The sequence below is a fragment of the Lysobacter niastensis genome, assembly GCF_015453285.1.
Lineage (GTDB): Bacteria > Pseudomonadota > Gammaproteobacteria > Xanthomonadales > Xanthomonadaceae > Lysobacter_J > Lysobacter_J niastensis.
The window spans coordinates 131,420-156,893 of the sequence record NZ_JADLZT010000001.1 but is presented as its reverse complement, the minus strand read 5'-3'; the positions used below and the strand labels follow the sequence as shown (position 1 = coordinate 156,893).

General features: G+C 67.6%; 20 protein-coding genes, 1 pseudogene and 1 riboswitch. Of the genes and pseudogenes, 15 read left to right on the top strand and 6 right to left on the bottom strand.

Annotation, left to right across the window (positions count from 1 at the left end):
• Positions 1–13: 13 nt before the first annotated feature.
• Positions 14–451 carry an NfeD family protein gene (locus IU514_RS00690; RefSeq protein ID WP_194929146.1) on the bottom strand — a complete coding sequence of 146 codons (438 nt, stop codon included), beginning with the start codon at positions 449–451 and terminating at the stop codon, positions 14–16.
• Positions 452–455: 4 nt separating this feature from the next.
• Positions 456–1,415 (bottom strand): SPFH domain-containing protein, encoded by a 960-nt coding sequence (locus IU514_RS00685; protein ID WP_194929145.1) that lies wholly within the window; start codon positions 1,413–1,415, stop codon positions 456–458.
• A 104-nt stretch (positions 1,416–1,519) separates the two neighbouring features.
• Between IU514_RS00685 and IU514_RS00680 the strand changes: the two genes are divergently transcribed.
• Genes IU514_RS00680 through IU514_RS00670 form a run of 3 tightly spaced genes read left to right on the top strand, consistent with a single transcriptional unit; the run spans position 1,520 to position 4,248 of the window.
• On the top strand, positions 1,520–2,164 hold the full coding sequence (locus IU514_RS00680) for an RNA polymerase sigma factor (RefSeq protein ID WP_228760388.1): 645 nt from the start codon (positions 1,520–1,522) through the stop codon (positions 2,162–2,164).
• On the top strand, positions 2,157–3,029 hold the full coding sequence (locus tag IU514_RS00675) for a hypothetical protein (protein ID WP_194929143.1): 873 nt from the start codon (positions 2,157–2,159) through the stop codon (positions 3,027–3,029). Before IU514_RS00680 ends, IU514_RS00675 begins: the two co-directional genes overlap by 8 nt.
• A 40-nt stretch (positions 3,030–3,069) precedes the next feature.
• The gene (locus tag IU514_RS00670) at positions 3,070–4,248 is read left to right on the top strand and encodes a PDZ domain-containing protein (RefSeq protein ID WP_194929142.1); all 1,179 of its coding nucleotides are present in this window, start codon (positions 3,070–3,072) and stop codon (positions 4,246–4,248) included.
• A 69-nt stretch (positions 4,249–4,317) separates the two neighbouring features.
• Here the strand turns inward: IU514_RS00670 and IU514_RS00665 are convergent, their stop codons facing one another.
• The 4 genes and pseudogenes from IU514_RS00665 to IU514_RS00650 form a co-directional block, all read right to left on the bottom strand.
• Positions 4,318–5,286, bottom strand: coding sequence for a DUF6607 family protein (locus tag IU514_RS00665; RefSeq protein ID WP_194929141.1), 969 nt, complete (start codon positions 5,284–5,286; stop codon positions 4,318–4,320).
• Positions 5,287–5,329: 43 nt separating this feature from the next.
• Positions 5,330–7,627 carry a TonB-dependent hemoglobin/transferrin/lactoferrin family receptor gene (locus IU514_RS00660; protein WP_194929140.1) on the bottom strand — a complete coding sequence of 766 codons (2,298 nt, stop codon included), beginning with the start codon at positions 7,625–7,627 and terminating at the stop codon, positions 5,330–5,332.
• A gap of 125 nt (positions 7,628–7,752) precedes the next feature.
• Positions 7,753–7,845, bottom strand: a pseudogene (gene hemP / locus IU514_RS19180) (hemin uptake protein HemP); the annotation flags it as partial.
• A gap of 171 nt (positions 7,846–8,016) precedes the next feature.
• Positions 8,017–8,985, bottom strand: coding sequence for an aldo/keto reductase (locus IU514_RS00650; protein WP_194929138.1), 969 nt, complete (start codon positions 8,983–8,985; stop codon positions 8,017–8,019).
• An 81-nt stretch (positions 8,986–9,066) separates the two neighbouring features.
• A riboswitch (yybP-ykoY riboswitch) is annotated at positions 9,067–9,214 on the top strand.
• A gap of 86 nt (positions 9,215–9,300) precedes the next feature.
• On the opposite strand from IU514_RS00650, the gene IU514_RS00645 reads away from it, so the two are divergent.
• The 12 genes from IU514_RS00645 (at position 9,301) to IU514_RS00590 (ending at position 25,472) form a co-directional block, all read left to right on the top strand.
• Positions 9,301–9,876 (top strand): TMEM165/GDT1 family protein, encoded by a 576-nt coding sequence (locus IU514_RS00645; RefSeq protein ID WP_194929137.1) that lies wholly within the window; start codon positions 9,301–9,303, stop codon positions 9,874–9,876.
• 55 nt (positions 9,877–9,931) lie between these two features.
• Positions 9,932–11,065, top strand: coding sequence for a GGDEF domain-containing protein (locus IU514_RS00640; RefSeq protein WP_194929136.1), 1,134 nt, complete (start codon positions 9,932–9,934; stop codon positions 11,063–11,065).
• A 181-nt stretch (positions 11,066–11,246) separates the two neighbouring features.
• On the top strand, positions 11,247–12,542 hold the full coding sequence (locus IU514_RS00635; RefSeq protein ID WP_194929135.1) for a NupC/NupG family nucleoside CNT transporter: 1,296 nt from the start codon (positions 11,247–11,249) through the stop codon (positions 12,540–12,542).
• Positions 12,543–12,546: 4 nt separating this feature from the next.
• Positions 12,547–13,530: a ribokinase gene (locus IU514_RS00630; protein WP_194929134.1), complete on the top strand. Its 984-nt coding sequence runs from the start codon at positions 12,547–12,549 to the stop codon at positions 13,528–13,530.
• 156 nt (positions 13,531–13,686) lie between these two features.
• A complete protein-coding gene (locus IU514_RS00625; protein ID WP_194929133.1) occupies positions 13,687–15,813 on the top strand; it encodes a TonB-dependent receptor in 2,127 nt (708 codons plus the stop codon).
• A 13-nt stretch (positions 15,814–15,826) separates the two neighbouring features.
• Entirely contained in the window at positions 15,827–16,921 is a 1,095-nt protein-coding gene (locus tag IU514_RS00620) for a PepSY-associated TM helix domain-containing protein (protein WP_194929132.1), read from the top strand.
• Between the two features lie 46 nt (positions 16,922–16,967).
• On the top strand, positions 16,968–17,993 hold the full coding sequence (dusB, locus tag IU514_RS00615) for a tRNA dihydrouridine synthase DusB (RefSeq protein ID WP_194929131.1): 1,026 nt from the start codon (positions 16,968–16,970) through the stop codon (positions 17,991–17,993).
• Between the two features lie 71 nt (positions 17,994–18,064).
• Complete coding sequence (locus IU514_RS00610; RefSeq protein ID WP_194929130.1) at positions 18,065–18,898, top strand: class I SAM-dependent methyltransferase; 834 nt, start codon at positions 18,065–18,067, stop codon at positions 18,896–18,898.
• Between the two features lie 431 nt (positions 18,899–19,329).
• The gene (locus IU514_RS00605) at positions 19,330–19,644 is read left to right on the top strand and encodes a hypothetical protein (protein ID WP_194929129.1); all 315 of its coding nucleotides are present in this window, start codon (positions 19,330–19,332) and stop codon (positions 19,642–19,644) included.
• A 559-nt stretch (positions 19,645–20,203) separates the two neighbouring features.
• Positions 20,204–20,413 (top strand): hypothetical protein, encoded by a 210-nt coding sequence (locus tag IU514_RS00600; RefSeq protein WP_194929128.1) that lies wholly within the window; start codon positions 20,204–20,206, stop codon positions 20,411–20,413.
• Between the two features lie 26 nt (positions 20,414–20,439).
• The gene (locus tag IU514_RS00595) at positions 20,440–21,177 is read left to right on the top strand and encodes a hypothetical protein (protein ID WP_194929127.1); all 738 of its coding nucleotides are present in this window, start codon (positions 20,440–20,442) and stop codon (positions 21,175–21,177) included.
• A complete protein-coding gene (locus tag IU514_RS00590) occupies positions 21,174–25,472 on the top strand; it encodes a WD40 repeat domain-containing serine/threonine protein kinase (RefSeq protein WP_194929126.1) in 4,299 nt (1,432 codons plus the stop codon). Before IU514_RS00595 ends, IU514_RS00590 begins: the two co-directional genes overlap by 4 nt.
• The last annotated feature ends 2 nt before the right edge of the window (positions 25,473–25,474 follow it).

The following is a 25,474-nucleotide window of genomic DNA, read 5'->3' as shown; positions in this document are numbered from 1 at the left end:
CGGATTGCTGGCGTTACAGCGGCTCGACCCGAAGCGTCATTCCGTCGGCCGCCACGATGCGCACACTGGTGCCGGCCGGCAGTTCCGGACCGGTGACGTCCCAGAATGCATCGGCGATCTGCACGCGCCCGTGTCCGGCAACGATGGCGCGGTCCAGCGGCACCACGCGTCCGACCAGGGCGGCGGTGCGGCGGTTCAGCGCGGGCTGGTCGCTCTTGCGCTCGCGGCCGCGGAACCAGGTGCGGTACACCTGGATCGAGACGAAGCTGAGCACGACGAACACCGCGACCTGCGCCAGCACCGGAACCCCCGGCACCAGCAGCACCAGCACGAACACCACCGCTGCGGCAAAGCCGAGCCACAGCATGAATGCGCCCGGCGCCAATGCCTCGGCGGCAAACAGCAGCAGCGTCACCGCCGCCCACGTCACCGTTTCCCAGTTCCACTGCATCGCGTCAGCCCCCCGCGCGAGGCAACGGCGGCACGGCGCCGCGCGACGGCTGCCGGTCCAGCGCTTCCTTGGCCAGTTCGGCGATGCCGGCGATCGATCCGATCACGCCAGCGGACTCCATCGGCATCATCACGAACTTCTGGTTCGGCGCCTCGGCCAGTGCCTTGAACGCCTCGATGTACTTCTGCGCGACGAAGTAGTTGATCGCCTGGACATTGCCGGTGGCGATGGCGTCGGACACCAGTTGCGTCGCCTTGGCCTCGGCCTCGGCCAGGCGCTCGCGCGCCTCGGCCTGGCGGAACGCTGCTTCCTTCTGGCCTTCGGCCTCCAGGATCACCGACTGCTTCTCGCCTTCTGCCTTGAGGATCGCGGCCTGGCGGAAGCCCTCGGCTTCCAGCACGTTGGCGCGCTTCTCGCGCTCGGCCTTCATCTGGCGTGCCATCGAGTCGACCAGGTCGCGCGGCGGCTGGATGTCCTTCAGTTCGATGCGGTTGACCTTGAGGCCCCACGGATGGGTCGCGGCATCGACCGCCATCAGCACCTTGGTGTTGATCTCGTCGCGCTTGGACAGCGACTCGTCCAGGTCCATCGAGCCGATCGCGGTACGGATGTTGGTCATCACCAGGTTGAGGATGGCCACTTCCAGCTGCGCCACTTCATAGGCCGCCTTGGCGGCGTCGAGCACCTGGAAGAAGACGATGCCGTCGACCTTCACCACCGCGTTGTCCTTGGTGATGACGTCCTGGCTGGGAACCTCCAGCACCTGCTCCATCATGTTGATCTTGCGGCCGACGCCGTAGACGATCGGGATCAGGAAATGCAGCCCCGGGTCCATCGTATGGGTGTACTTTCCGAAGCGTTCGACGGTCCACTCGTAGCCCTGCGGCACCATCCTCACGGTCTTGAACAGGATGATCACGCCCGCGACCAGCACGACCACCGCCAACAGCGATCCCAACGACATGGTGCCTCTCCTCCCTGTATTGGGACCGAGTATAGGAGTTGGGCCATTCGGGTCCAGCGACCCCCTGCGACGGTTTGGCCCACCGCTGCATCCAGATGAGTGACATGCCACCGACCACCGCCCCGAACACGCCGCCGGCGACGGCCTGCCCCCGCAGCAGCTTCGCCATCGACGTGCCCGACGCCCTGCTGGCGCGCGCGCGCGCGGGCGAGCGGGCGGCATTCGAGCAGCTGTACCGCTGGTTCGAACGGCCCGTGTTCACGCTGGCCATGCGGATCGCCGGCGATCGCGAGGAGGCGGCAGAAGTGCTGCAGGAAACCATGCTCAAGGTGCTCGGCAAGATCGCCGATTTCCGCGGCAGCCAGGGCAGCCCGTTCTGGGGCTGGCTGCGGCAGATCGCCGTCAACGAGGCGCTGATGCGCCTGCGCAGCCAGCGCCGGCATGCCCTGGACGTGGCCCTCGACGGCGACGAAGGCGGCGCGGGCGCGATCGTGGCCGACCCGGGGCCGCTGCCCGCGGCGGCCGCCGATGCGGCGGCGCTGACGCGCGCCCTCAACCAGTTGCCTTCGGCCACCCGCAGCGTGCTGTGGCTGTACCACGCCGAGGGATACACCCACGAGGAGATCGCCGCGCTGATGGAACGAACGCCGAGCTTCTCCAAATCGCAACTCGCGCGCGGCAGCCGCCGCCTGCGCGAACTGCTTGAACCGGCTTCGGCCGGACCGTCCCGGGAGAGGGCCCATGCCTGACACTGCCCATCCGCACCCCCTGTCCTCCGGCGACTGGAGCGGCGCGTTCGCCTCGCTTCCGCTGGAAGTGCCGCCGGCCGATGGCTGGCAGCGGCTGTCGCGTGCGCTCGACCAACAAACCGGTGCGAAGCATCCAGTCCCGCGCCGCATGCGCTGGCTGGCGATCGCCGCGGCACTGGCGCTGGTCGCGCTGGCCCCGGTGATGCTGATGCGCGAGCGCGATACGCAGGCACCGGCCAGCCCTTCTGTCGCCGTAGCGGACGTTCCTGATGCCACCGTGCCGCGCAACGAAGCTGCGAAGGCATCTACCCCACTTCCGGCCCCGGCCCTCACGCCAGCCGTCGATTCGCCCTCGAGCGAGGCGACGGCGAGCGTTGCGGAACGGCAAGCAGCGGCCAGGACGCCACACCGGATCGCGCGCAGCACGCCGAAGAAGCCGCCGTCCACACCCGCGCCGACCACTCTTGCGCCGGCCGCATCGATCGCCGCCTCGGACGAGCCCGCATCGGCAGGCACGGCCGCTGCCGTCGCGACCGTTGACGCATCGAAGTCCACCAGCAGCCCCAGCGATGCATTGCTGCAACTTCAGGCCGAGTCCGCACGTCTGGAAGCGCTTATCGCGATGACGCGCGACGAACGCGTGGGGAGCGCCGCAGCCACCGTGATGACCGCCGAACTCGACCAGCGTGTCGGCCTGATCGATGCCGGACTCACCCAAAGCGCCACGCTGACGACCGAGCAGCACGAAGCCCTGTGGCGCGAGCGCGTGCAGACGCTGCGCGAACTGGCCGGCGTCGAAACCACCCAGCTCTGGCTGGCCGCTCAAGGCGAAAGCTACGACGGCGCGCTGGTCAGCGTCGATTGAACCCCCCAACCATCGCAACCCAACGCAGACGGGACACACCATGACAATCAAATCAGCCAAGCCGGCCCTGCTCGCCTTGTCGATCGGCCTGCTGCTCGCCTGTGCGGCCGGTGCGCAGGACAAGACCACGACCGATGCGGCCAAGGCCAAGGAACTGGCCGACGCGCGCGCCGACCTCGATCGCGCGGCACGGCGCGTGGCCGAACTTTCCCGCGAACAGGGCGGCGAAGCCCACTCGTTCGTCTTCGAGCGCCGCTTCGAATCGCGACCGGTGATCGGCGTCGTGCTGGAGCCGGATTCCGGCACCGGCGTCCGCGTCGCCGCGGTCACGCCGGAAAGCGGCGCCGCCAAGGCCGGCCTGCGCAGCGGCGACCGCATCACCGCGATCAATGGCAAGACCCTGGCCGACAAGACGTCCGAGGACCGGCTGGCACACGCGCGCGAACAACTGAGCCACCTCGACACCAAGACGCCGGTCGCGCTGACCTATGAACGCGACGGCCGCAGCGCAACCGTGAAAGCCACGCCGCAGCCGGGCGACCGCGTGCTGCTGATGCGCGACCAGGAAGGGCGCCAGCTGATGCCGCAGCGTCGCGTCATCGTCGCCAATGGCGGTGCCGACATGGACCTGGACACCGACGCGATCGAGATGCACGTCGCGCCGGTAGTGGCGCCGCAGGTGCGCAGCGAAATCATCCGACTCGGCCCGATGGGCGACTGCAAGGGCGGCGACTGCAAACTGCCGATGCTGACCGAAGCGTTCCGCTGGAGCGGCTTCAATCTCGCCACCGTCGACAAGGACCTGGGACGCTACTTCGGTGCCGATCGCGGCGTGCTGGTGTTGAGCACCAGCCCGGAACTGGCCGGGCTCCAGGCCGGCGACGTCATCCAGAGCATCGACGGTACCGCCGTGAACTCGCCGCGCGAAGCGATGGCGGCGCTGCGCAAGAAGCCGGCCGACAGCAAGGCCAGCGTGAGCTATCTGCGCGACCGCAAGAGCGGCACCGTGCAGGTGAAGGTGCCCAAGGTGGCGCAGTTGCAGCTCCCCGTTCCGCCGGCGCCTCCGGCTCCGCCCGCACCGCCTGCCGCTCCGCTGGCGCCGCCCGCACCGCCTGCAGCGCCGGCGCCGATCGGTGCCCCCGCAGCGGTACCCGCTCCGCCCGCGCCTCCGGCACCGCCGAAGCCGCCGCAAGCCCCTGCGCTGACGATGCTGCTCTGATGCACATGTAAAGAATGGCTACCGCGCTGCCCATCCGTGGGCAGCACGATGGCCGCTAAACCCCGAAAGTCAGCGACTCGCTGCGCGCTTGTCCGCGGCCAGCGGCTCGACCCACTTCGCGAACACCTTCGCGATTTCGCCATCGTCGACGCGCTCGCCCTTCTCCACGCGGCCCGCCTGCTCGAACAGCGGCATGATCATCGCCATGCCATCGATCTTCGTCTTCAGGTGCAGACCCGGCGGCTGGTCAAGGAAACGCGCCCACTGCGCGCGCACCGTTGACCAGTAGCTGCGCGTGGCATCCCAGTAACGATAAGCCGGCTTGAAGTCGACGTCGGTTGTCCTCTGGTAATCGTTGAATCCGAACTCGCGCGCCAGTTCGACCTGCGTGCCGTCCGGCTTGCGCAGCACCTTGGTGTTGAACTGCTCGTGGGTCCAGCCGCCCGGCGTCAGCGTGTGGCGGTTGATCGCCGAGATTGCGTTGTAGTCGCTGCGCTGCGTGTACTCGCGGCGCGGCAGTGGCCGCCAGCTCAGGTCGCTGGTCCAGGTCGGGCTTCCGCTCTCGTAGTTCCAGCGCCCGGTGCCGCAATAGCGAGGCGCGTCGCTGACCTCGTACACACACTGGGTCCAGGCACCGCGGGTCAGCGATGCCGGAATCGCGTGCACCTGCCAGCTCTGTTCGGCGGTGAACTCGAACCGCTTCTGCGACTCGAACGTCCAATCCTGGCGCCAGTGCTTGGTCACGTGGCCGCTCTTCTCGTCGACCAGGATGTGCTGCAGGACGATCCGCGTCGGGGTGTCCTCGACGACGATGACCGTTTCGTTGCCGCCGCTGCGCATCGCCGGGCGGCGTTCGTAGCCGGGCTGCAGCAGCACCGTTTCGTCGAAGGCGAAGTCGACGATGTACTCGCCCTGCATGGCGAGGATCGAGGCGCGGTCGCGGGCCGTGTCGGTCTGCGCCGGATGGTCGTGTGCACGCGCGAGAGTGGAAAAGGTGAGCAGGCCCGCCAGGCCTGTGGCAATGAGTCTGGATTTCATGGTCGTGTCGTGTCTGGATTCACGTGGCATGGGTGGCGAGCGGTCACCAGCTGAAGGACACGCTGGCGCCGACGTTGCGGCCGGGGCTGGTGTAGCGGTCGAGCACGGCGCTCGTGGCGAGCACTCCGGAAGGCACATCACCCGCATCCCAGTACTTGCGGTCGGCGAGGTTGAAGACGCCGAAGTCGACATCCGCGCCGGGCGCGAAGGCCCAATGGCCGAGCAAGTCGAGGACGCCGTAGCCGGGCGTTTCGAACTCGGCCGCCACCGGCACATCGTCGCGGCGGCCGGCGAAACGCCCGGCCAGCTCAACGCCCCAGTTTTCGTGGTCATAGCCGATGCCGAGCGTGGCGCGCAGCGGGTCGATCGACGCCAGCGGTGCACCGGTGCTGCGGTCCTCGCCCTTCGACCACGCCGCCGAGCCGCGCAGCGACCAGCCGGCCATTGCGTCGGACCAGGCGCCGAGATCGACGCCGAAACGCGCCTCGACGCCGTGGATCTCCGCATCGGCGATGTTCTGCGACTGGAAGACCATCAAGCCCTGGGCGTTGGTGCCGACGAAGCGCTGCGACTCGATGAAGTCGGCGTAACGGTTGTAGTAACCCGATGCCTCCACGTGCACGGCATCGTTGCCGAAGCGCGCGCCCAGCTCGATGCCATCGCTGGTCTCCGGCTTCAGGTCGGGATTGGCGATGGCGGTGTAGCCGAAGGCGAAATTGGTGAAGCCGATGTTGACGTCGCTGTAGGGCGGCGCGCGGAAGCCGTGCTGGTAGCCACCGAATGTCGACCAGCCACCGCCCACATGCCAGACCATGCCGAGTTTCGGCGACACGCTGGTCTCGGTCAGTCCGGTGACGGCGATGCCCGGATTGTCGGCGGCGAAGATCGCGTCGACATCGGTGCCGAGGTCGTAATGATCGACTCGCACGCCGGGCACCAGGCGAAAGGCGCCGTCGGCGAAAAGGATTTCGTCCTGCGCGTACACCGCGGCCTGCCGCGTGGTCGTCACCGGGAAGTCGCGCACCGGGAACACGTCGGGAAGGATCGTGCTCGTCACGGCGCCGGTAGTGAGGTTGGTGGATCGGCCGTCGCGCTTCTGGCGGACTTCGGTGTGGGTCAGGTCGAGGCCGTAAGTCAGCGAGTGCGCGACCGAGCCGGTGTCGAAATCCTTGTGCAGCACCGCCTCGGCCCCGATCAGGCGCTGGTCGAAATTGAACTCGCGGAAGCGCTGCGTCGGATTCACCGGACGGCCGGCGACCACGGACACGCGCTGTTCAGTGGTCTGCTGCGTGGTCTCGCTGTCCTGGCGATAGATCTGCCACTTCAGTGAGTCTGCGAAGGCGGATTCGATGGCGTCCATCTCGTGCGCGAACGACACGCGCGCCCGGGTCTGGTGGTCGTTGCCCAGCAGCGAGAGCGTGCGCACCTGCGGCGCCCCGGGCGCTGCGGCGGCAGCGCCGCGCGAAGTCAGTACGTCCGTGTCGGCCTGGTCTTCGTTGCCTTCCACCGTCAGCTTGAAACGCTGGTGTTCACCGGGGGCATAGACCAGCTTGGTCAGCAGGCTGCGACCATCACTGCTCTGCGGGTTGGGCGCGGTACGCGTCGAGTCATCGCTGCGCACGTCGCCCATGTTCTCGCGCTCCTGTCCCTGGTGGTGGCCGATAGCGACCAGGCCCGACCAGCGTTCTCCGCCGAACGCCGCCGTGGCGCCGCCGAACAGCCCATCGTTCTCGCCCTCGAAGCCAAGCTTCAGGCCGAAGTACTGATTGTCGTCAGCGAGGTAGTCGGATGGGTCCTTGGTCTCGAACGCCACCACGCCACCCAGCGCATCGGAGCCGTAGAGCGTGCTGCCCGGGCCGCGCACGACTTCGACGCGCTTGAGCGTGTCGAGGTCAACGAAGTTGCGGTTGGCGTTGGAAAAGCTGCCGATCGCGAACGCCTCCGGCACCGAGATGCCGTCGGTCTCCATGCGCACGCGGTTGCCGCCGAGGCCACGGATGCGCACGTTGCCGATGCCAAAGCGGCCGAAGCTGGACGTGACGGTGATGCCTGGCTCGTAGCGGAACAGGTCCTTGAGGTCGCGCACGATCTGCCGGTCCATTTCCTCGCGGTCGATCGCCGTGACCGTGGCCGGCACGTCCTCGATCGCCCGCTCGGTGCGCGTGGCAGTGACGACGATGCGGTCGAGTTCGCTCATGCCGCCGGCCGCCGAGGCGATCAGCGGAACATCCGATTCGCCCTGCGCCGAGTCGACGCCCGAGGGGCTTGCGTATGTGGTGGAGACGGCCAAAGAAAGGGCCGTGGACAGGGCCACGGCCAGGGTGTTCCTGACGGGTTGCATGCGTGCTGCTCGCTTTAGGTGGTGACCGAGGCGAGCTGGCAGCCGGCAGGCGGGCTTGCAGCCTTGGAGAGAGTTGTTGTTCTTGTTGGGATGGGCGCTCCGGCAGACGGCGGAAGCGACCGGGATTACTTGGTGAGGATCAGCTTGTCGTTGCGGGTATGGCGCAGCCGGTAGACCTCGCCGCCATGGCGGATCAGGACCTCACGGCTCCCGCGCAGCGTGCCGGTGCCCGGCAGCATGACCGCGGACACGACGATGCCGGCGGACGGACGCTCGGAACGGGGCTTCAGATGCAGCAGCGTTGGGCGCAGTGACATGGGCGTGGCTCGTTCTGGACGAGCCATAGATGATAATGATTCTCATTTGCCAGTCAATGGCCTGCTGACTCGTTACGCCGCGGCGGCTTCCAGGCGCTGCCAGGTGGATTCGTCGATGCGTTCGAGCAGTTCCGGTGCCTGCAGGTTCTGCAACAACTGCTCCGGACGGCTTGCGCCCAGGATCACGCTCGATACATGCGGATTGCGCAGGCACCAGGCGATCGCGAGCGGCGCCGGCGCGTGGCCGAGTTCCTGTGCGCAGGCGACGAAGGCCTGCGCGCGGGCCAGCCGCTCGCCTTCGCCACCGAAGGCGGTGCGCTGCAGCCAGCCCAACCCTTCACGGCCCAGGCGCGCCTCGCTCGGCACGCCGGCGCTGTATTTGCCGGTAAGCAGGCCCGAGGCCAGCGGCGACCAGATCGTCGTGCCCAATCCCATCTCGGCGAAAAGGGGCGCGTACTCCAGTTCGACCCGCTCCCGATGCAACAGGTTGTACTGCGGCTGCTCCATGGTCGGCGCGTACAGATGATGAGCGCGGGCGAACCGGTTCGCCTCGCGGATCTGCGCGGCCGTCCATTCGGACGTGCCCCAGTACAGCACCTTGCCCTGGCGGATCAGCGCGTCCATTGCCAGCACCGTTTCCTCGATCGGCGTATCGGGATCCGGGCGATGGCAGTAGTAGAGGTCGAGGTAGTCCACCCGCAGGCGCTTCAGCGCGGCGTGGCAGGCATCGGTGACGTGCTTGCGCGAAAGCCCTTTCTGCGTGGGACGCGGATCGGTCACCGCGCCGAAGAACACCTTGCTGGATACGCAGTAGCCGTCGCGCGGCAGGCGCAGGTCGGCAATGACGTCGCCCATGACCTTTTCCGCCTCACCGTTGGCATAGGTCTCGGCGTTGTCGAAGAAATTGATGCCGTGGTCCCAAGCCGTCGCAATCAGGTCGCGAGCGGTGGAGCGGCCGATCTGCGAGCCGAACGTGAGCCATGCGCCAAACGAGAGCGCGGAGAGCTGGAGGCCGGACGAGCCGAGGCGGCGGTATTGCATGGGAGGAACTCCTGGACCGTATGCGTTCAGTTTAGCGGGCCCGCCGGGCGCTTCCGGGCTGGTAGAATGCGCGCACTTCCTCCTCCGGGGAGTAGCCCACCCGCCGACTTGCGGACCGATGTCCGAAGAACCGCGGGGACCTGCGTCAACACACTTGGCCCACAGGCCATGGCGCAGGAGCGGCTGACGGCGTATGCCGCAGCCACGGGCAAGACCGAAGGCAGGCGTTACGCGAGCAATCTGGCGAAAGCCGGGCCGGGCCGCGTGGCGTTTGCCTTCGCGTCCACGCGAATGCCCGGCCCCGGAACCCAACACATGGAAGCCTTCCCGTTGTCCGCTGCCGCCGTTTCGACCGGCGTCGTCGCTTTGGCCGAAATCGGCGACAAGACCCAGTTGCTGGCCCTGCTGCTCGCCGCCCGTTTCCGCAAGCCCTGGCCAATCGTCGCCGGCATCCTGGTCGCTACGCTGCTCAACCACGCACTAGCCGGCTGGCTCGGCGCGCTGGCGGCCGACTGGCTCAAGCCGGAGATCCTGCGCTGGATCGTCGCGGGTAGCTTCGCCGCAATCGCGCTGTGGACGCTGAAGCCGGACACGATCGACGAAGACGAGACGCTGCCCGCGCGTGGCGCCTTCATCGCCACCACGCTCGCCTTTTTCGTCGCCGAGATCGGCGACAAGACCCAGGTCGCGACCGTGCTGCTCGCCGCGAAGTACCAGCCGCTGTGGGAAGTGGTGGCCGGCACCACCGTCGGCATGCTGCTCGCCAACGTTCCCGTCGTCCTGCTCGGTAGCCGTTTCGCCAGTCGCCTCCCGCTGAAGGCCGCCCGGCACGTGGCCGCGGCCGTGTTCGCGGTACTGGCCGTGTGGGTCGCCTGGAACGGCGTGGGCTGAACCCGCCGCGGGCGCGCGCTATGCTCGCCCCCAGGCCTGACGGCCAGGGGGACGAATGCACGTCAGCGGCAAGCTCCGTGAAATCGCCACGGCCTTGATGGTCCGGCCCGACGAGATCCTGCTCGAGGCCGGCGCCGGCGGCGAGTTGCTGGTGGCGCGCCTGCGGGCGGTCATCGCCGTGCTGCTGCTGCTGTTGCCGCTGATCAATGCGGCCGGCGGCGGCGGCGTGCGCGAAACCCTGATCGGGCTCGGCGGTGCGGTGCTGGTCAATGTATTCGCGCAGGTCTGGCTCGCGCTGGCCCGCCGCAGCCGGCAGTTGCCGTGGCTGCCGTTCGTGACCACCGCCTACGACGTCAGCATGACCACGCTGATATTGGTCGTGCTGGCGTTCCATCACCTCCCGGCCGCGCTCAACAGCTTGATCGTGTGGTGCGGCTACGTGCTGGCGATCCTGCTGACCGCGCTGCGCAGCGATGGCCGCGTGACGCTGCTCGCAGGTGCACTCGCCTTCGTCCAGTACGCGATGCTCGTGGCGGCCGTGTTCGCCGTGGCGTCCTCGCCCGAACAACTGCTGTCCACCGACTACGGCGCGGTCACCGCCGCCAGCCAGGGACAGCGCCTGGTGCTGCTGGTGATCGTCACGATGATCACGGCCATGGTCGTCTACCGGATGCAGCGCCTGGTCGAAATGTCGGGTACCGACGGCCTGACCCGCCTGCCCAATCGCATCTGGCTGCAGCACCGCGTGCCACGGCTGTTCGACCACATCCGCGAGAATGGCGGCAGCCTGACGCTGGCGCTGATCGACCTGGACCATTTCAAGCGTATCAACGACCGCAACGGCCATCATGCCGGCGACCGTGCCCTGCGGCATGTGGTCTCGGCGCTGCGCGACCACGCCGAGCCGGGAGAATGGCTGGTGCGCCTGGGTGGCGAGGAGTTCGTGCTTCTGCTGCGCAAGCCCCTTGGCACGGCTTGGGAGCGCGTCGACGCGATCCGCCAGTCGCTGGCGGAGAAGCCATTCGAGGCCGAACGAGGCGCCGAGCCGATGCAGCTGACCTTCAGCGCCGGCCTGGTCGGGTACCCGCACGAGGGACTGGATCTGTCACATCTGCTGCGGCGCGCGGACCACCGCCTGCGCCTGGCCAAGCGCCAGGGCCGCAACCGCGTCATCGCCCGGGACGGCTGAAACCCTGAACGTGCGCTCCGGCTTGCCGCTGTGGGGGGGGCTGGACTAGGCTGCGCCGCCGGCTGGGAAATCTGGGCGGTCCGTCCATTTTTCCGTACATACCAATTCCTTCTCCCGCTTGCGGGAGAGGCACAGAACAAGATCAGCCGCGGCTGGCGCCGATGGCAGGGGGAACAACCGAGTGGAAGCGATCGTCCGGGTGGCCTTTGGCCTGTTTGGTTTGTCAGTGCTGGTCGGCATCGCCTGGCTGTTCTCCAACAACAAGCGCCGGGTCGACTGGAAGCTGGTGGGTACCGGCATCTCCCTGCAGATTGCATTCGCTGCCCTCGTGCTGCTGGTTCCCGGCGGCCGCGACGTGTTCGACTCGATCGGCCACGGCTTCGTCAAGGTGCTCAGCTTCGTCGGCAAGGGCTCGGAGTTCATCTTCGGCAGCCTGATGGACACGTCCAAGTTCGGCTTCATCTTCGCCTTCCAGGTGTTGCCGACGATCATTTTCTTCGCCGCGCTGATGGGCGTGCTGTACCACCTCGGCGTGATGCAGGCGATCGTGCGCGGCATGGCCTGGGTGATCACCAAGGTGATGCGCGTGTCCGGCGCCGAGACCACCAGCGTCTGCGCCAGTGTCTTCATCGGCCAGACCGAGGCGCCACTGACCGTGCGCCCGTACATCCCGAAGATGACCGAGTCCGAGCTGATCACGATGATGATCGGCGGCATGGCGCACATCGCCGGCGGCGTGCTGGCCGCCTACGTCGGCATGCTCGGCGGCGGCGATCCGGAAGCGCAGGCGTTCTATGCCAAGCACCTGCTGGCCGCCTCGATCATGGCCGCCCCGGCAACGCTGGTGATCGCCAAGATCCTCGTGCCGGAAGTCGGCGAGCCGCTGACCCGCGGCACGGTCAAGATGGAAGTCGAGAAGACCACCGCCAACATCATCGATGCCGCCGCGGCCGGTGCCGGCGATGGCCTGCGCCTGGCGCTGAACATCGGCGCGATGCTGTTGGCCTTCATCGCGCTGATCGCGCTGATCAACTGGCCGCTGGTGTGGATCGGCGACGCGACCGGCCTGGCCGCGGCGATCGGCAAACCGACCGACCTGTCGACCCTGCTCGGTTACGTGCTGGCGCCGATCGCGTGGGTGATCGGCACGCCCTGGTCCGACGCGACCATCCTGGGCGGCCTGATCGGCGAGAAGATCGTGCTCAACGAGTTCGTCGCGTACGCGCACCTGGCCGACATCGTCAACGGCAAGGTCGCCGGCGTCGTGATGAGCGACCAGGGCAAGCTGATCGCGACCTACGCGCTGTGCGGCTTCGCCAACTTCAGCTCGATCGCGATCCAGATCGGCGGCATCGGCGGCCTGGCTCCGGAGCGCCGTCACGACCTCGCCCGCTTCGGCCTGCGTGCCGTGCTCGGCGGTTCGATCGCGACCTTCATGACCGCCACCATCGCCGGCGTGCTGACGCATTTCGGCTGATCGCATGGCATCCCCCCGTCCGCATGTGGTCGTCGTCGGCTCGTTCAACGTCGACCACGTCTGGACCGTGGCATCCCTGCCCCGGCCGGGCGAAACACTGAGCGGCCACTACCACACCGGCCCGGGCGGCAAAGGCTTCAACCAGGCGACCGCCGCAGCGCGCGCGGGCGCCGACACCAGCTTCGTCTGCGCGCTCGGCGACGACCTCGGCGGCCAGCTCGCGCGCGCACTCGCGGCGGCAGACGGCATCCACCTGCGCGATCTGCCCTGCGAGGCGCCAACCGGCACGGCCGGCATCTACGTGGATGGCGACGGCCGCAATTCCATCGTGATCGGGCCCGGCGCCAATGCCGAGCTGTCGGTGGAATTCGTCGGCCAGCATGCCGGAACGTTCGGCGCCGCGGCCGTGGTGCTGGCGCAGCTGGAATCCCCGGTGCCCGCCGTGGAAGCCGCATTCGCACTGGCGCGCCGGTCGGGCGCGTTGGCGCTGCTCAATCCCGCGCCTGCCGATGCGGTGGCGCCGGCCTCGCTGCTGGCGCTGGCCGACGTGATCACGCCCAACGAAACCGAGTTCTGCGCTCAACTCGTGCGCCATCTCGGCGAGCGGTTGTCCGCCGACCAGTTGCCCGGCCTTGACGATGACACGCTGCATTCGGGGTGTCGTCGCCTGCTGCCGCACGGCAGCGTGGTGATCACCCTCGGCGCCGCCGGCTGCTTCGTTTCGCACGCCGAAGGCGCGCTTCGCGGCGATGCCAGGGCTTGTTACCGGGTTCCCGCCGCTGCGGTGAAAGCCGTCGATACCACCGGCGCTGGCGACGCCTTCAACGGCGCGCTCGCGGCCTCGCTGGCCGCCCGCCCCGATGCGTCCTTCGCCGATCACCTGCACTACGCCGTGCGCTACGCCGGCCTGTCCACGGAGCGCGCCGGAGCCGCCGTGGCCATGCCGCGGGATGCGGACGTCCGGGCGCGGTTCGCCGCCTCGAACTGAGCCACCCCGAGTCCAAGCGCCCTTCCGGGCCTTTGCCCGGCGTGTCGTCCTGCGCCACTGTCGGGGCCTCGGGCTGTTAAACGCGAATGGTTCGCATTAACATGGCGCCCGACTTGATTCCCCAGCCCCCGTTCAATGCCCCGTCGCCAGCTTCTGGTGAGCGCCCTGCTCGCCGCCCTTGCCTCGCCCGTCGTCCATGCCGATGACGCGACCGACATGGACCGCGTCACCGTTTCGGCGAGCACCAGCCGCATCCCGGACTCCGAAGCGGCCCTGCCGAACACCATCACCGTCATCGACCAGCAGCAGCTCAAGCAGCAACTGGCGTTGACCCAGGACATCTCGCAGGTGCTGGCGAACCTGATTCCGTCGTTCGCGCCGTCGCGCCAGAAGCTGACCAACAGCGGCGAGACCCTGCGCGGCCGCAAGCCGCTGTACCTGGTCGACGGCGTGCCGCAATCGACCCCGCTGCGCGAGGGCGGCCGCGACGGCCACACCATCGATCCGTCGATGATCGAGCGCATCGAGGTGATCCACGGCGCCAACGCGCTGCAGGGCCTGGGCGCATCGGGCGGCATCATCAACATCATCACCAAGCGCGCGCCGCGCCAGGATGGCGAGACCTTCCAGGACGTCAACGTCGCCGCCAGCACCGCGATGCCGCACGAAAGCGACAGCACCGGCTACCGCGCCTCGTACGTCGCCGGCACCCGCAGCGGCGCGTTCGACTTCGTCGGCGGCGTGTCCTACGCCAGCGAAGGCCTGTACTACGACGGCAACGGCGACTCCATCGCCGTCAACGACGTGCAGGGCGACCTGATGGACTCGCAGAGCCATGACCTGTTCGCGAAGGCCGGCTGGAACTTCGATGGCACCCGCCGCCTGCAGCTCACCGCCAACCGCTTCGAGCTGGAAGGCAACAACGACTACCACGCCGTCAACGGCAATTTCCTGACCGGCCAGCCCGCGACGTCCGCGCGCGGCGGCAGCGAAGGCGATGGCCCGCGCAACACTTCGACCGAGCTGACGCTGGATTACACCGACAAGGATCTGGCCGGTGGCTACCTGCAGGCGCAGCTGTACTGGGTCGACTTCGAGGCGCTGTATGGCGGCACGGACTGGGGCGATTTCTGGGGCGACGGACGCGATCCGCACTGGTTCGACCAGTCGCAGAACAACTCCGAGAAGCTGGGCGGCAAGTTCAGCTGGTCGCGCGGCGACCTCTTCGGCCTGAGGCTGCGCGCAACGCTCGGCCTCGACCTCGCCCGCGACACCACCGCGCAGGAGCTGGTGTACGCGCAGATGGACTGGGTGCCCGAGACCTCCTACGAATCCTGGTCGCCGTTCGTGCAGGCCGAGTGGTGGCTCACCGATTCGGTAATGCTGACCGGTGGCCTGCGCTACGAGCACGGCACGCTGGATGTCGACGACTACCTCACCATTCCCGACCAGCGCACCATCCCGGCTGGCGTGAAGGGCACGCGCTACCTCGTCACCGGCGGTTCGCCGACGACCAGCGAGACGCTGCCGAACCTGGGCGTGGTCTGGGAGGCTACCGACGCGCTGAAGCTGTACGCCTCGTACTCGGAGGGCTACACCGTCGCCGACATCGGCCGTGTGCTGCGCGCGATCACCGCGCCCGGCCAGCGCGTCGACAACCTCGTCGACCTCAAGCCGGTGATCGCCGACAACCAGGAGATCGGCCTCGATTACGACGACGGCCGCTGGCTGGTCCACGTGGCCGCGTACTGGTCCGACTCCGACCTCGGCTCGCGCCTGGCCTTCGACACCGCCACGCAGAGCTACAACGTCGTGCGCGAGCGCACCGAGATCAGCGGTTTCGAAGGCAGCGTCGCGTTCCAGTTCTCCGACGCGACCCGCGCCGGCCTGGCGTATGCGGAGACCGATGGCCGCTACGACAGCAACGGCGACGACCGCGTCGACAGCGATCTGCCGGGCATCAACGTCAGCCCGGATCGCGTCACCGCGTTCTGGGACCAGGCCTGGACGCCGGTGGTGTCGACTCGCCTGCAGGCCAGCCATTCGCTCGACCGCGAGTTCGACTTCCGCGGCGTCACCCAGACGAACAACGATTTCGACGGCTACACCACCGTCGACCTGCAGGCGACCTTCCAGTTGCCGTTGGGCGCGCTGAATGTCGGCGTCGAGAACCTGTTCGGCGAGCAGTACATCACCTACTACTCGCAGACCACGCCGCGCAACGACACCTATACCGCCGGACGTGGCCGCGTGCTGACGGTAGGCTGGGCACACCGCTTCTGACGATCCGAAACCAATGACCGCAGCCGCCGCCGCGCCGCCCCGACATGCCCCCGCCAGACCGCGCCTGCGCGCGTTGCTGTCGTGGCTGCACCTGTGGGTCGGCCTGAGCGTCGGCCTGCTGTTCGCACTGCTTGCGCTGGCAGGCACCGTGCTGGTGTTCCAGAAGGACCTGCTGCGCTGGCAGCATCCCGAGCTGACCCAACACGAGCCGGTCGCGGACGGCCGCGTGCTGGCTGGACTGATCGAACGCTGGTCGCCGCAGGGCTTGAACTCGATCGACTTGCCCAGCGAGGACCTGCCGGTCTGGCAGGGCTTCTTCAAGGGCGGCCGCCGTGCCTATTTCGCGCCGGAAGACGGTGCCCTGCTGCTGACCCGCAGCAAGGAAGACGATGCCGTGCTGTGGTTGCGTGACCTGCACACGCACCTGCTCGGCGGCGAAACCGGCGAGGCCGTGCTCGGCGTCTTCGGCTTCCTGATGCTGGGCTTGCTGCTGTCCGGCCTGTACCTGTGGTGGCCGCGCCATGGCCGGCTGCGCACGCACCTGAAGGTGCATGCGAACCCGCCAGTGCGCCGCTGGCTGACCTGGCACCGCACCCTCGGCGCAATGCTGTTGCCGCTGCTGCTGCTGGCCACCGTCACCGGCGTCGGCATGGTCTATTCGCGCCAGGTGCAGTCGGCGCTGATCGCGATGTTCGGTGGCGAAGCAGTCAAGCCGCCGAAGACGACGCGTCAAGGCGCCCAGATCGACTGGCCGGCCGTGCTCGCGCGCGCCAACACAGCACTGCCCGGCGCGAGTTTGAACCGCCTGTCCATGCCCAAGGACGGCGACGGCACGGTCTCGTTCCGCGCTCGTGCCGCCGGCGAATGGCATCCGGTCGGACGCAGCCTGGTGCTGCTGCACGCCGACGATGCGCGCCTGCTCGATACCTATGACGCCACCCGCAATGGCCTGGGCTCGCGCATGAGCGACGCCATCTACCCGCTGCACAGCGGCGCCGTCGGTGGAGCGCCGATGAAGTGGTTGACCGCGCTCATCGGCCTGCTGCCGGCCTTCATGCTGGTGACCGGCTTCCTGTTCTGGCGTCGCCGGCGCGCGCATCGCCGCTGAACACGCGTGGCGGATGCGGCATGGTGCGAACGCTACAATGCGCGCCATGCCGGACCATTCCGCCCCCGCCAGCTTCCGCATCGGCCCGCACGAGATCGCGCCGCGCGTGATCCTGGCGCCGATGGCCGGCGTCACCGACAAACCGTTCCGCGTGCTGTGCAAGCGCCTCGGCGCGGGCCTGTGCGTGTCGGAGATGACCACCTCCGATCCGCGTTTCTGGAACACGGCCAAGTCGCGGCATCGCATGGATCACGACGGCGAGCCGGCACCGATCAGCGTGCAGATCGCCGGCACCGTGCCCGAGGTCCTGGCCGAGGCCGCACGCTACAACGTCGACCACGGCGCACAGATCATCGACATCAACATGGGCTGCCCGGCCAAGAAGGTGTGCAATGCCTGGGCCGGTTCGGCGCTGATGCGCGACGAGCCGCTGGTCGCACGCATCCTCGATGCGGTGGTGCGCGCAGTCGATGTCCCGGTCACGCTGAAGATCCGCACCGGCTGGGCCGAAGGCCAGCGCAACGCGCTGACGATCGCGCGCATCGCCCAGGAAGCCGGCATCGCCGCACTCGCCGTGCACGGCCGCACGCGCGACCAGCAGTACACCGGCATCGCCGAGTACGACACGATCGCCGAAGTGAAAGCCGCTCTGTCGATCCCGGTGTTCGCCAACGGCGACATCGACTCGCCGGCGAAGGCCGCGCAGGTACTCGCCCACACCGGTTGCGATGCGGTGCTGGTCGGTCGCGCGGCTCAGGGACGGCCCTGGATCTTCCGCGAGATCGCGCACTACCTCGCCACGGGCGAGCTCATGGCGCCGCCGTCGCTGGCGGAAGTGCGCGACGTCCTGCTCGGCCACCTCGAACACCTGCATGCCTTCTACGGCGAGCCGTCGGGCGTGCGCATCGCACGCAAGCACCTGGGCTGGTACGCAAAGGACCGGCACGAGAATGCCGCGTTCCGAAGCGTCGTCAACCAGGCCGAGACCGCTGAGGCGCAACTGCGTCTGACCCGCGACTACTTCGACGCCCTCGTCGCTGGACTGCCCACGGGGTTGCCGGCTGCGGCGTGAGCCGCGCCGTGATCGGAGCCGTAACGGACACCGGGGCATCATGCCCCCAGCCATGTTCCATGGAGTCCGCAATGACTGATCAGAACCGCAGCAGCGAGTTTCCCTACCTGCACGGATTCTCCGCCACCGAGCAGGCGCGCCTGGTGAAGCAGGCACGCCTGGCCGAAGCCACCATCTTCCACGACATCGACTACAGCGGGGCGCGCCGGTTGCTGGAAGTGGGCAGCGGCGTCGGCGCACAGACCGAGATCCTGTTGCGGCGCTTCCCGGAGCTGCACGTGAGCTGCGTCGACCTCAGCGAACCGCAATTGGGCGCGGCGAGCGCGAACCTCGGTGCCATGCCATGGCTCGAAGGCCGCTACTCGTTGCAGAAAGCCGATGCCACCGACCTGCCCTTCGAGCCACGCAGTTTCGATGCCGCCTTTCTTTGCTGGGTGCTCGAGCACGTGCCGTCACCCGCGCGGGTGCTGAACGAGGTCCGTCGTGTACTGGCGCCGGGGGCCCCCGTGTACATCACCGAGGTGATGAACGCCTCGTTCCTGCTCGATCCGTATTCGCCCAACGTGTGGCGCTACTGGATGGCCTTCAACGACTTCCAGTACGAGAGCGGCGGCGATCCGTTCGTCGGCGCGAAGCTCGGAAACCTGCTTCTGGCGGGCGGTTTCCGCGACGTCACCACGCAGGTCAAGACGTTCCACTACGACAATCGCGAGCCCGCGCGTCGCAAGACGATGATCGCGTTCTGGGAAGAGCTTCTGCTGTCGGCCGCCAACCAGCTGGTCAGCGCTGGGTGTGTCACCCGGGATGTCGTCGATGGCATGCGCCAAGAAATGCACCAGGTGCAGAACGATCCCAATGCGGTGTTCTTCTACTCCTTCGTGCAGGCGAGGGCTATCGTGTATTGATCTGCCGCAGCAGTGACCATGGTCATGCATGACCATGGTCATGGTTACGCTTGCGGCCTCTCAACGTTCCATCTCATGCGTTCCAGTCCCTGCATTGGCTCCTTGAACCCGATTCGACGGGACAGCCATTTTCCCGGCCTTTTTTTCATTGCACCGGCAATGCGTAACGCTTGAAACCGTTTCGCTCGCAACTGTCTCGTTCGCACGCAGTCATGCACTTCGCATCACCCATCAATCTTCCTGCATGCCCGCAATCAGCGCGCATAACGCAGATTGCATGCCACGCATCTTCGCGATATCGCGACCGATCATGTCGAAAGTAATAGCGCCGAATGGGCGATGTTTGGATGCGAAGGATATGAGGAACTATGCACGCCGGGATGAAACGATGTGCTCCCTTCCCCACCTTCCCGGCTCATCGGAGGCAGACCATGAAAGCCAAGATCGCAGTGCTCGTGTTCGCCCTCGCAGCCGTCGCACCGTCGGCCTGGGCCCAGGAAGATCCGCTCGGTGAGCTGTCGCAGATCACTGGACTGAGTGAGCGCAAGGTGCAGATGATTCTCGGCAACCGCACTTCCTTCGCCGAGTATCCGTACACCTATCAGCGTTCGCTCGAGAAGTTCGTCGACGCAGTGGGCGAGGTTCGCTATGAGCAGCTGATGAGCGGCCAGCCGGTCGAACTGCAGAGTGCCGACGGCCGTCGCATCGTGTTCCAGATCCGCGACCGCGAGCTGACCACGCTGTAACCCAACCATGCAGGGACGTCGTGAGGAATCGACCACCTTGACCACCATAGACAACCACGTGTCATAGCCGCCCAGCGTCAACTTACCGGTCCTGGGCGGCAACGTGGTTCGGAGGTCTTGGTTCCTCAACGCACGTAAACGCAGACGCAACTCCCGCAGAAGCCCGGCAAATCCTCCGCAGACGAAGCATCGGTCCAGTGGCCGATGCCATTCCTGTTTCGCGACCCTCCCCTCCAAGCCATCTGCAGCAGCCGTGCGGCTGCGGTAAGCAACGCCGTAATCGCTGCATACCGGCGGCGTATCTCTCAGTGGCCGCGATCCGCGGTCCGCAATGGCAACGCACCGTCGCCGGGAGATAGGCAATGGCCACTCCACCTGGGCAGCGCACGTTCATGTGCGGCCGCGACTTCTTTCCGTCCCCGCCGTCAGACGTGGCCGCCCTGTTCATCGCCTCGGCCGCCGCCATGGCCAGCATCCTGACCGATGGTTACCCCCGTTCTGCGTTGAGTGCCATGTCGCGGACAGATGTGCCCGGCGACAGTGGAGGTGGGAGGCCACGGTGAGCCTGTTCGGCACTACGCGTTGGAATCTGATCCTCGAGGCGCGCCAGCCGGAAACGGCACGCAGTGCACTGGAGCAGATCGGCAGCGCCGGCCGTGGACCAGCGCTGATCTTGCGCGAGCAACTGGCCGATACCACCGGGAGCCCGCACGACCTGGCCGAAGAACTGCGCGTGCTGCGATCGGCGCTGGCAAACGCCGACCGCTGACACCTGCGAAGCCGGAGCCGTCGACGATGTCCGACAATTCCGCTCCCGATTTCGGCAATACCCGCTGGTCGCTGGTCGCCGCCTTGAAACCACGCGATTCCGATGCCGGCGGGGACGCTGCCCGGCAGCGTCTTTTCGAACTGTGCCTGCACTACTGGTATCCGGTCTACGTGTACCTGCGCCGCTGCGGCCATGCTCCGGACGTTTCCCAGAGGATGACGGCGGGATTCTTCGCGCAGCTGCTGCGTGACGGTCCCAGACGCGCGGCAGGTGCTCATGTCGGCCGGTTCCGTCTGTTCCTTCAGGAGGAGCTGCATCGCCACCTGTCGCGGAACCCCTCGGTCGACATCGACATCCCTGCGGAGCTGGCGTCCCCGCTGCCGCTGGACGAGCTGGAAGCGCGCCAACAGACCGAGCCCACGGACGGAGAATCGCCCGAGCAATCGATGCAGCGGGGCTTCGCCCTTGAGGTCATCGGCCATGCCCGCGCGCGGCTGCGAGAGGAGGCCCGGCAGGCGGGGCGCCTGGCGATGTACGAAGCGATGGAGCGCTACCTCGGCGCCGAACCGGAACCGGGCGAGTACGAAGCGCTGGCGAATCGCCTCGGCGCGAAGCCCGTGTTCGTCGCGCTCGCGGTCAAGCGCCTGCGCCAGCGCTTTCGCGAACTGGTCGAGCTCGAATTGAGCCAGACCGTAAGCAACGCCGCCGACCTCGACAGTGAGCGCGCGGCCCTGCTCGCGGCAATTGCGGAGACCGAAGGATGAGCGAGCGATCGCGATTCCGGCGGGTTTCCTGCCTGGCCCGTCTGGCCTTCGGCAGCGTTCCCCGACCCCGAGGGCCTGCGGCCAGCCGCCTCACGTCGCATCTGGCATTCCTCCCGCTGGAGTCCCTCGAACTCGACCTGAGCGATCCGGCGCAGCGCGCGCTCGGCGACTTCGAACTTCTCGAAGTCCTCGGCGAAGGCGGCATGGGCGTGGTCTATCGGGCGCGGCAACACAGTCTCGAGCGCGAGGTCGCGTTGAAACTGCTGTCGGCCGGTCCATGGGCGTCCGAAGATTTCGTCGCCGGCTTCCGGCGCGAGGCGCAGAACGCCGCGCTGCTGCAACATCCGAACATCGTGTCGGTGTATGCGATCGGCGAGCACGACGGGCTCATCTACTACACGATGGAGCTGATGCAGGGACAGAGCCTGGCGCAGCGGTTGCAGCATGGGCCGATGCCACCGCGAGAAGCCGCCACGCTCCTGCGCACGGTCGCCGAAGCCGTCGATTACGCACACCGGCTTGGGGTGCTGCACCTCGACCTGAAACCCGGCAACGTCCTGATGGAGCTTGGCGGCACGCCGAAGGTGTCCGACTTCGGCCTTGCGCGCCGACTCGGGCAGGCATTGAGCCTTGAAAACGAGCAGGTCTCGGGAACGCCGAGCTACATGGCTCCGGAACAGGCCCGCGTGCGCAGCAGCAAGCTGACACCGGCCACCGACGTGTGGGGACTGGGCGCGATCCTTTACGAAATGCTGGCGGGCGTTCCGCCATTCCTCGCTGAAAGTCCGCAGGAAACCCTGCGCCTGGTGCTGGAAGGCCAGGTCCGCGGCATCAACCGCCGCGCGGCGGTTCCGCGCGACCTGGAAGCGATATGCCTGCATTGCCTGGAAAAATCCCCGGAGCACCGTTACGCCAGCGCGCGCGAATTGGCCGACGATCTCGGCCGCTTCCTCGAAGGACGCGCGGTGACGGTGCGTCCCCTGAACGCCGCCCTGCGCATCGCCCGCTGGGCCAAGCGCGAGCCGCGACTGGCCACCGCGGCCGGGATCGCCATTCTCGCCGTGCTGGCGGGGCTGGTCGCCACGACACAGCAGTGGCGGCGGGCGGAGCACAACGCGTCCATCGCACGCACGCAGTTGTGGTCGCAACGAGGCAATCAGGCGTGGCTGTCCATCAACGCCGGCAAGGACACCGACGCCCTGCAGCCGCTGACCCGCAATCTGGTCGAACAGGAGGACAGCGGCGCATCTGAGGAAGCCGCCGCCACGCGCCTGCGCATCGGCAGTTTGCTGGCCCACACGCCGGCACTGATCCAGGTCATCGGAGTCGGCAATCCGGTATTCACCGTGGCAATGGCCAACGATGGCCGCTGGCTTGCCGCCGGTACCGAGGACGGAACGGTACGTCTGTTCGACCTGCCGTCCGGCCGTGAGCGCTGGCGGACGGATACGCGCAACGCCACTCACTTCATGATGCAGGCCACCCACCTGGGCCACCTGTGGCCGGCCAGCGACGGCAAACACCTGCTCGGCGCACGCCCCTACCCCGATCCACTGCCCTTCCCCAGTGGCCTCAACCAGCTGCTGTTCGACCTCGATACCGGTGCGCTATGGACCTCATCGCAACCGGATTTCCGCGACGCGACCTTCAGTCCGGATGGAAGTCACGTCCTGGTGCGCACGGAGCATCTGCGCACGCAACTGGTGCGCGTGGCCGATGGCCAAGCGGTGAGTCCCTGGCGCGAGTTCGACGCGGGCCAGCCCACGTGGCTGCTGGCGCCGCAGGGACGCCACGTGGCCGTGGACCTGGACTTCAACCGTGCGCTCGAACTCTGGGATCCGCACACGCTGCGCACCCGCTTCGTGTACCGCTTCGACGACAGCCAGATCCTGCGCTCCTGGGCCTTTACTCCCGATGCTGGCCAGCTGGTGCTCGGGCATCTCGACGGCCAGATCTCGTTGATCGACACCGTCACGGGTACGCTCACGCGATTGCAGCCCCAGCGTCCTGCCAGCGTCATCCAGGTACGCATCAGCGACGACGGCTCCTGGCTTGCAGCCGCCTACGGCGACGGATACGCACTGGTCTGGGATCTGGTGCGTCGGGAACTGCAGACGCATCCCATACGGATGGGCGATGGATCCTTCAACATCGATCTCGACCGCAGGTCGAGGACGGTGCTCGCACGCAACGAACTGGAGGCGGAGGTCTGGCGTATTCCCGACACACCCGGGCCGGCCCTGCTGTTGCACAAACGTCCTGGCCTTCCGGCGACGCGCTACAGTCGCTCCAACAGTTGGGCGCCGTCCGTGGGCCTGCTCGCGACGGGGACATTCACGGGCGAGATCAGGCTGTGGCGCACGCACCAGCCATCGCCGCTGCCGTGGCCTCCCGCGCCGCTTCCAAGCAACACCGCCTTCGACGGACGCCATGTCGTTGCCGTGGACGGCGCGCGTGCCCAGGTCATGGATGGCATCACCCGCCGCTCGGCCGGTCCGTCGATCGCCTATCCGCAACCGGTGGGCTTCGCCTTTCTCGCAGGCCAGGGCGATGCGCTGGTCGCCAGCGCTGGACGCCATCTGCATGTGAACGAATGGCGCAGCGGCAAGGCGCGCTTCCCACCGATTGCCCTGGGTAATTCGCCAAACCGGCTGTTGGCCACGCCTGACGGCGGCGTGCTCATCGCCAGCCAGGTCATCCGCGCTTCGGGGCGCAGCCGCACGCTCATCACCTGCTACTCCCTCAGGGAAGGGCTGAGGCTGGCCTCGACCGAAATCGATAGTCCGCTGCACGGCATGCGCCTGTCCGGCGACGGTCGCAGCCTGCTCGCTTGGCGCTTCAACGAACTGCATGTGCTGGACGCCCGGACACTGAAACCGCTACGGGCGATGCAACGCCTGGGAGCGGACGTCGTGGCCACGCGCCGCGCGCTCTATGCCGACGAGGGGCCCGTCGAGGTGACCGATCCCGTGGCGTTCTGGGGTATCGGCATCATGGACGCCGATGTCGATCGGAACGGCGGCATGGTGTGGGCACTCACCAGCGAACCGCGGCTGCGCGGATGGCGCCTCGCGGGCGGCCCGCCCATATACAACGTTCCGGTCCCGGGCATTGGCGGCGTGCGGCTCGAAGCCGTTTCCGGGCAAGGCGCGACGCTGCTCAGTTACGACAAGGGATTGCTGCGCTTCGCTCCTTCGCAAGGACTTGGCGCCACGGCATTCGCGGGCGGCGTCCCGGTGGCGTTGTTGGCACGCAGCGGCGATGGACGCCGGCTTGCGGTCAGTACCAGGCAGGGCGCGATGCTCTACGACGCGACGACTGGCGAATGGCTGACACCACCGCTCCAACTCCTTGACGCCCCCGGTGACCCGCTGCATTCGCTGACAATGGATCAGCACGGCGATGCGCTGCTGGTGCAGACGCTCTGGCGCCGGTATGTGGTGCCGATCCCCAGCGAGTCACGCCCGGCCGCACAACTGGCGTCGCTTGCGTCGCTGTGGCGGCCCGTCGACCAGTTGGATGCTGCCGCGCCGGTCGCGGCAGGAGATGCCGCGCCGCCCGATCCACGCCAGGCCGACCCCGGCGCGGCATCGATGGCACCGCATTCTTCGCCGGGCGCGACGCTGGCTACCATGCCCCCCACGGAACCGCGTTTCGTCGACCTGCGACCCCACTGCAATGTCCTCGGTGAGAGCAACGACGACATCTGGCCTCCCACCCTCCACCTGCGCACCATTCCGCGCGGCCTTCAGCGACTGCTGGGACACGACTTCTGGATCGATTGCGGCATCGCCACGGACATGGGCAGCGTCGTGCCGGACGATGGCGACAAGGCACGGCCCTTCCGCGTGGAAGCCATCAGGGTTCGCGCGCCGCGATTCGCCGCGATGGATGTGCTGCTGACCGGCTACGGTACGACGGCCGGCTTCGCTGCTACTCCGTATGCCTCTGTCGAACTGCATTACCACGATGGAAGCACCGCCCGATTGTCGATCCAGGGACGCAAACAAGTCTGGCCGTGGTGGCACGACGGCACCGACCTGCCCGAGCAGCCCCTTGCGTATCTGTCCCAGTTCGCGACGACGTCGACCGAGTCGTCCTGGCTGTCGCTTTCACGGTTTTACGCAGTGCGTCTGCGCAATCCGCATCCCGACCGCGACGTCGACTCGATCGCGGTCAGCGCGACGCGGCACGCGTGGAGCAGCCCGATCGTGATGGCGATGACGCTCGACGGCGTGCCGGCAACGTCCGCGAAGGCCCGTGAGGCCGCGGCGCCTGCAGGGCGTCAGGACTGATC

Coding starts and splice junctions, on each gene's coding strand:
- IU514_RS00690 (WP_194929146.1), bottom strand. CDS start 451: ATGCAGTGGAACTGGGAAACGGTGACGTGGGCGGCGGTGACGCTGCTG.
- IU514_RS00685 (WP_194929145.1), bottom strand. CDS start 1,415: ATGTCGTTGGGATCGCTGTTGGCGGTGGTCGTGCTGGTCGCGGGCGTG.
- IU514_RS00680 (WP_228760388.1), top strand. CDS start 1,520: ATGCCACCGACCACCGCCCCGAACACGCCGCCGGCGACGGCCTGCCCC.
- IU514_RS00675 (WP_194929143.1), top strand. CDS start 2,157: ATGCCTGACACTGCCCATCCGCACCCCCTGTCCTCCGGCGACTGGAGC.
- IU514_RS00670 (WP_194929142.1), top strand. CDS start 3,070: ATGACAATCAAATCAGCCAAGCCGGCCCTGCTCGCCTTGTCGATCGGC.
- IU514_RS00665 (WP_194929141.1), bottom strand. CDS start 5,286: ATGAAATCCAGACTCATTGCCACAGGCCTGGCGGGCCTGCTCACCTTT.
- IU514_RS00660 (WP_194929140.1), bottom strand. CDS start 7,627: ATGCAACCCGTCAGGAACACCCTGGCCGTGGCCCTGTCCACGGCCCTT.
- IU514_RS00650 (WP_194929138.1), bottom strand. CDS start 8,985: ATGCAATACCGCCGCCTCGGCTCGTCCGGCCTCCAGCTCTCCGCGCTC.
- IU514_RS00645 (WP_194929137.1), top strand. CDS start 9,301: ATGGAAGCCTTCCCGTTGTCCGCTGCCGCCGTTTCGACCGGCGTCGTC.
- IU514_RS00640 (WP_194929136.1), top strand. CDS start 9,932: ATGCACGTCAGCGGCAAGCTCCGTGAAATCGCCACGGCCTTGATGGTC.
- IU514_RS00630 (WP_194929134.1), top strand. CDS start 12,547: ATGGCATCCCCCCGTCCGCATGTGGTCGTCGTCGGCTCGTTCAACGTC.
- IU514_RS00620 (WP_194929132.1), top strand. CDS start 15,827: ATGACCGCAGCCGCCGCCGCGCCGCCCCGACATGCCCCCGCCAGACCG.
- dusB (WP_194929131.1), top strand. CDS start 16,968: ATGCCGGACCATTCCGCCCCCGCCAGCTTCCGCATCGGCCCGCACGAG.
- IU514_RS00610 (WP_194929130.1), top strand. CDS start 18,065: ATGACTGATCAGAACCGCAGCAGCGAGTTTCCCTACCTGCACGGATTC.
- IU514_RS00605 (WP_194929129.1), top strand. CDS start 19,330: ATGAAAGCCAAGATCGCAGTGCTCGTGTTCGCCCTCGCAGCCGTCGCA.
- IU514_RS00595 (WP_194929127.1), top strand. CDS start 20,440: ATGTCCGACAATTCCGCTCCCGATTTCGGCAATACCCGCTGGTCGCTG.
- IU514_RS00590 (WP_194929126.1), top strand. CDS start 21,174: ATGAGCGAGCGATCGCGATTCCGGCGGGTTTCCTGCCTGGCCCGTCTG.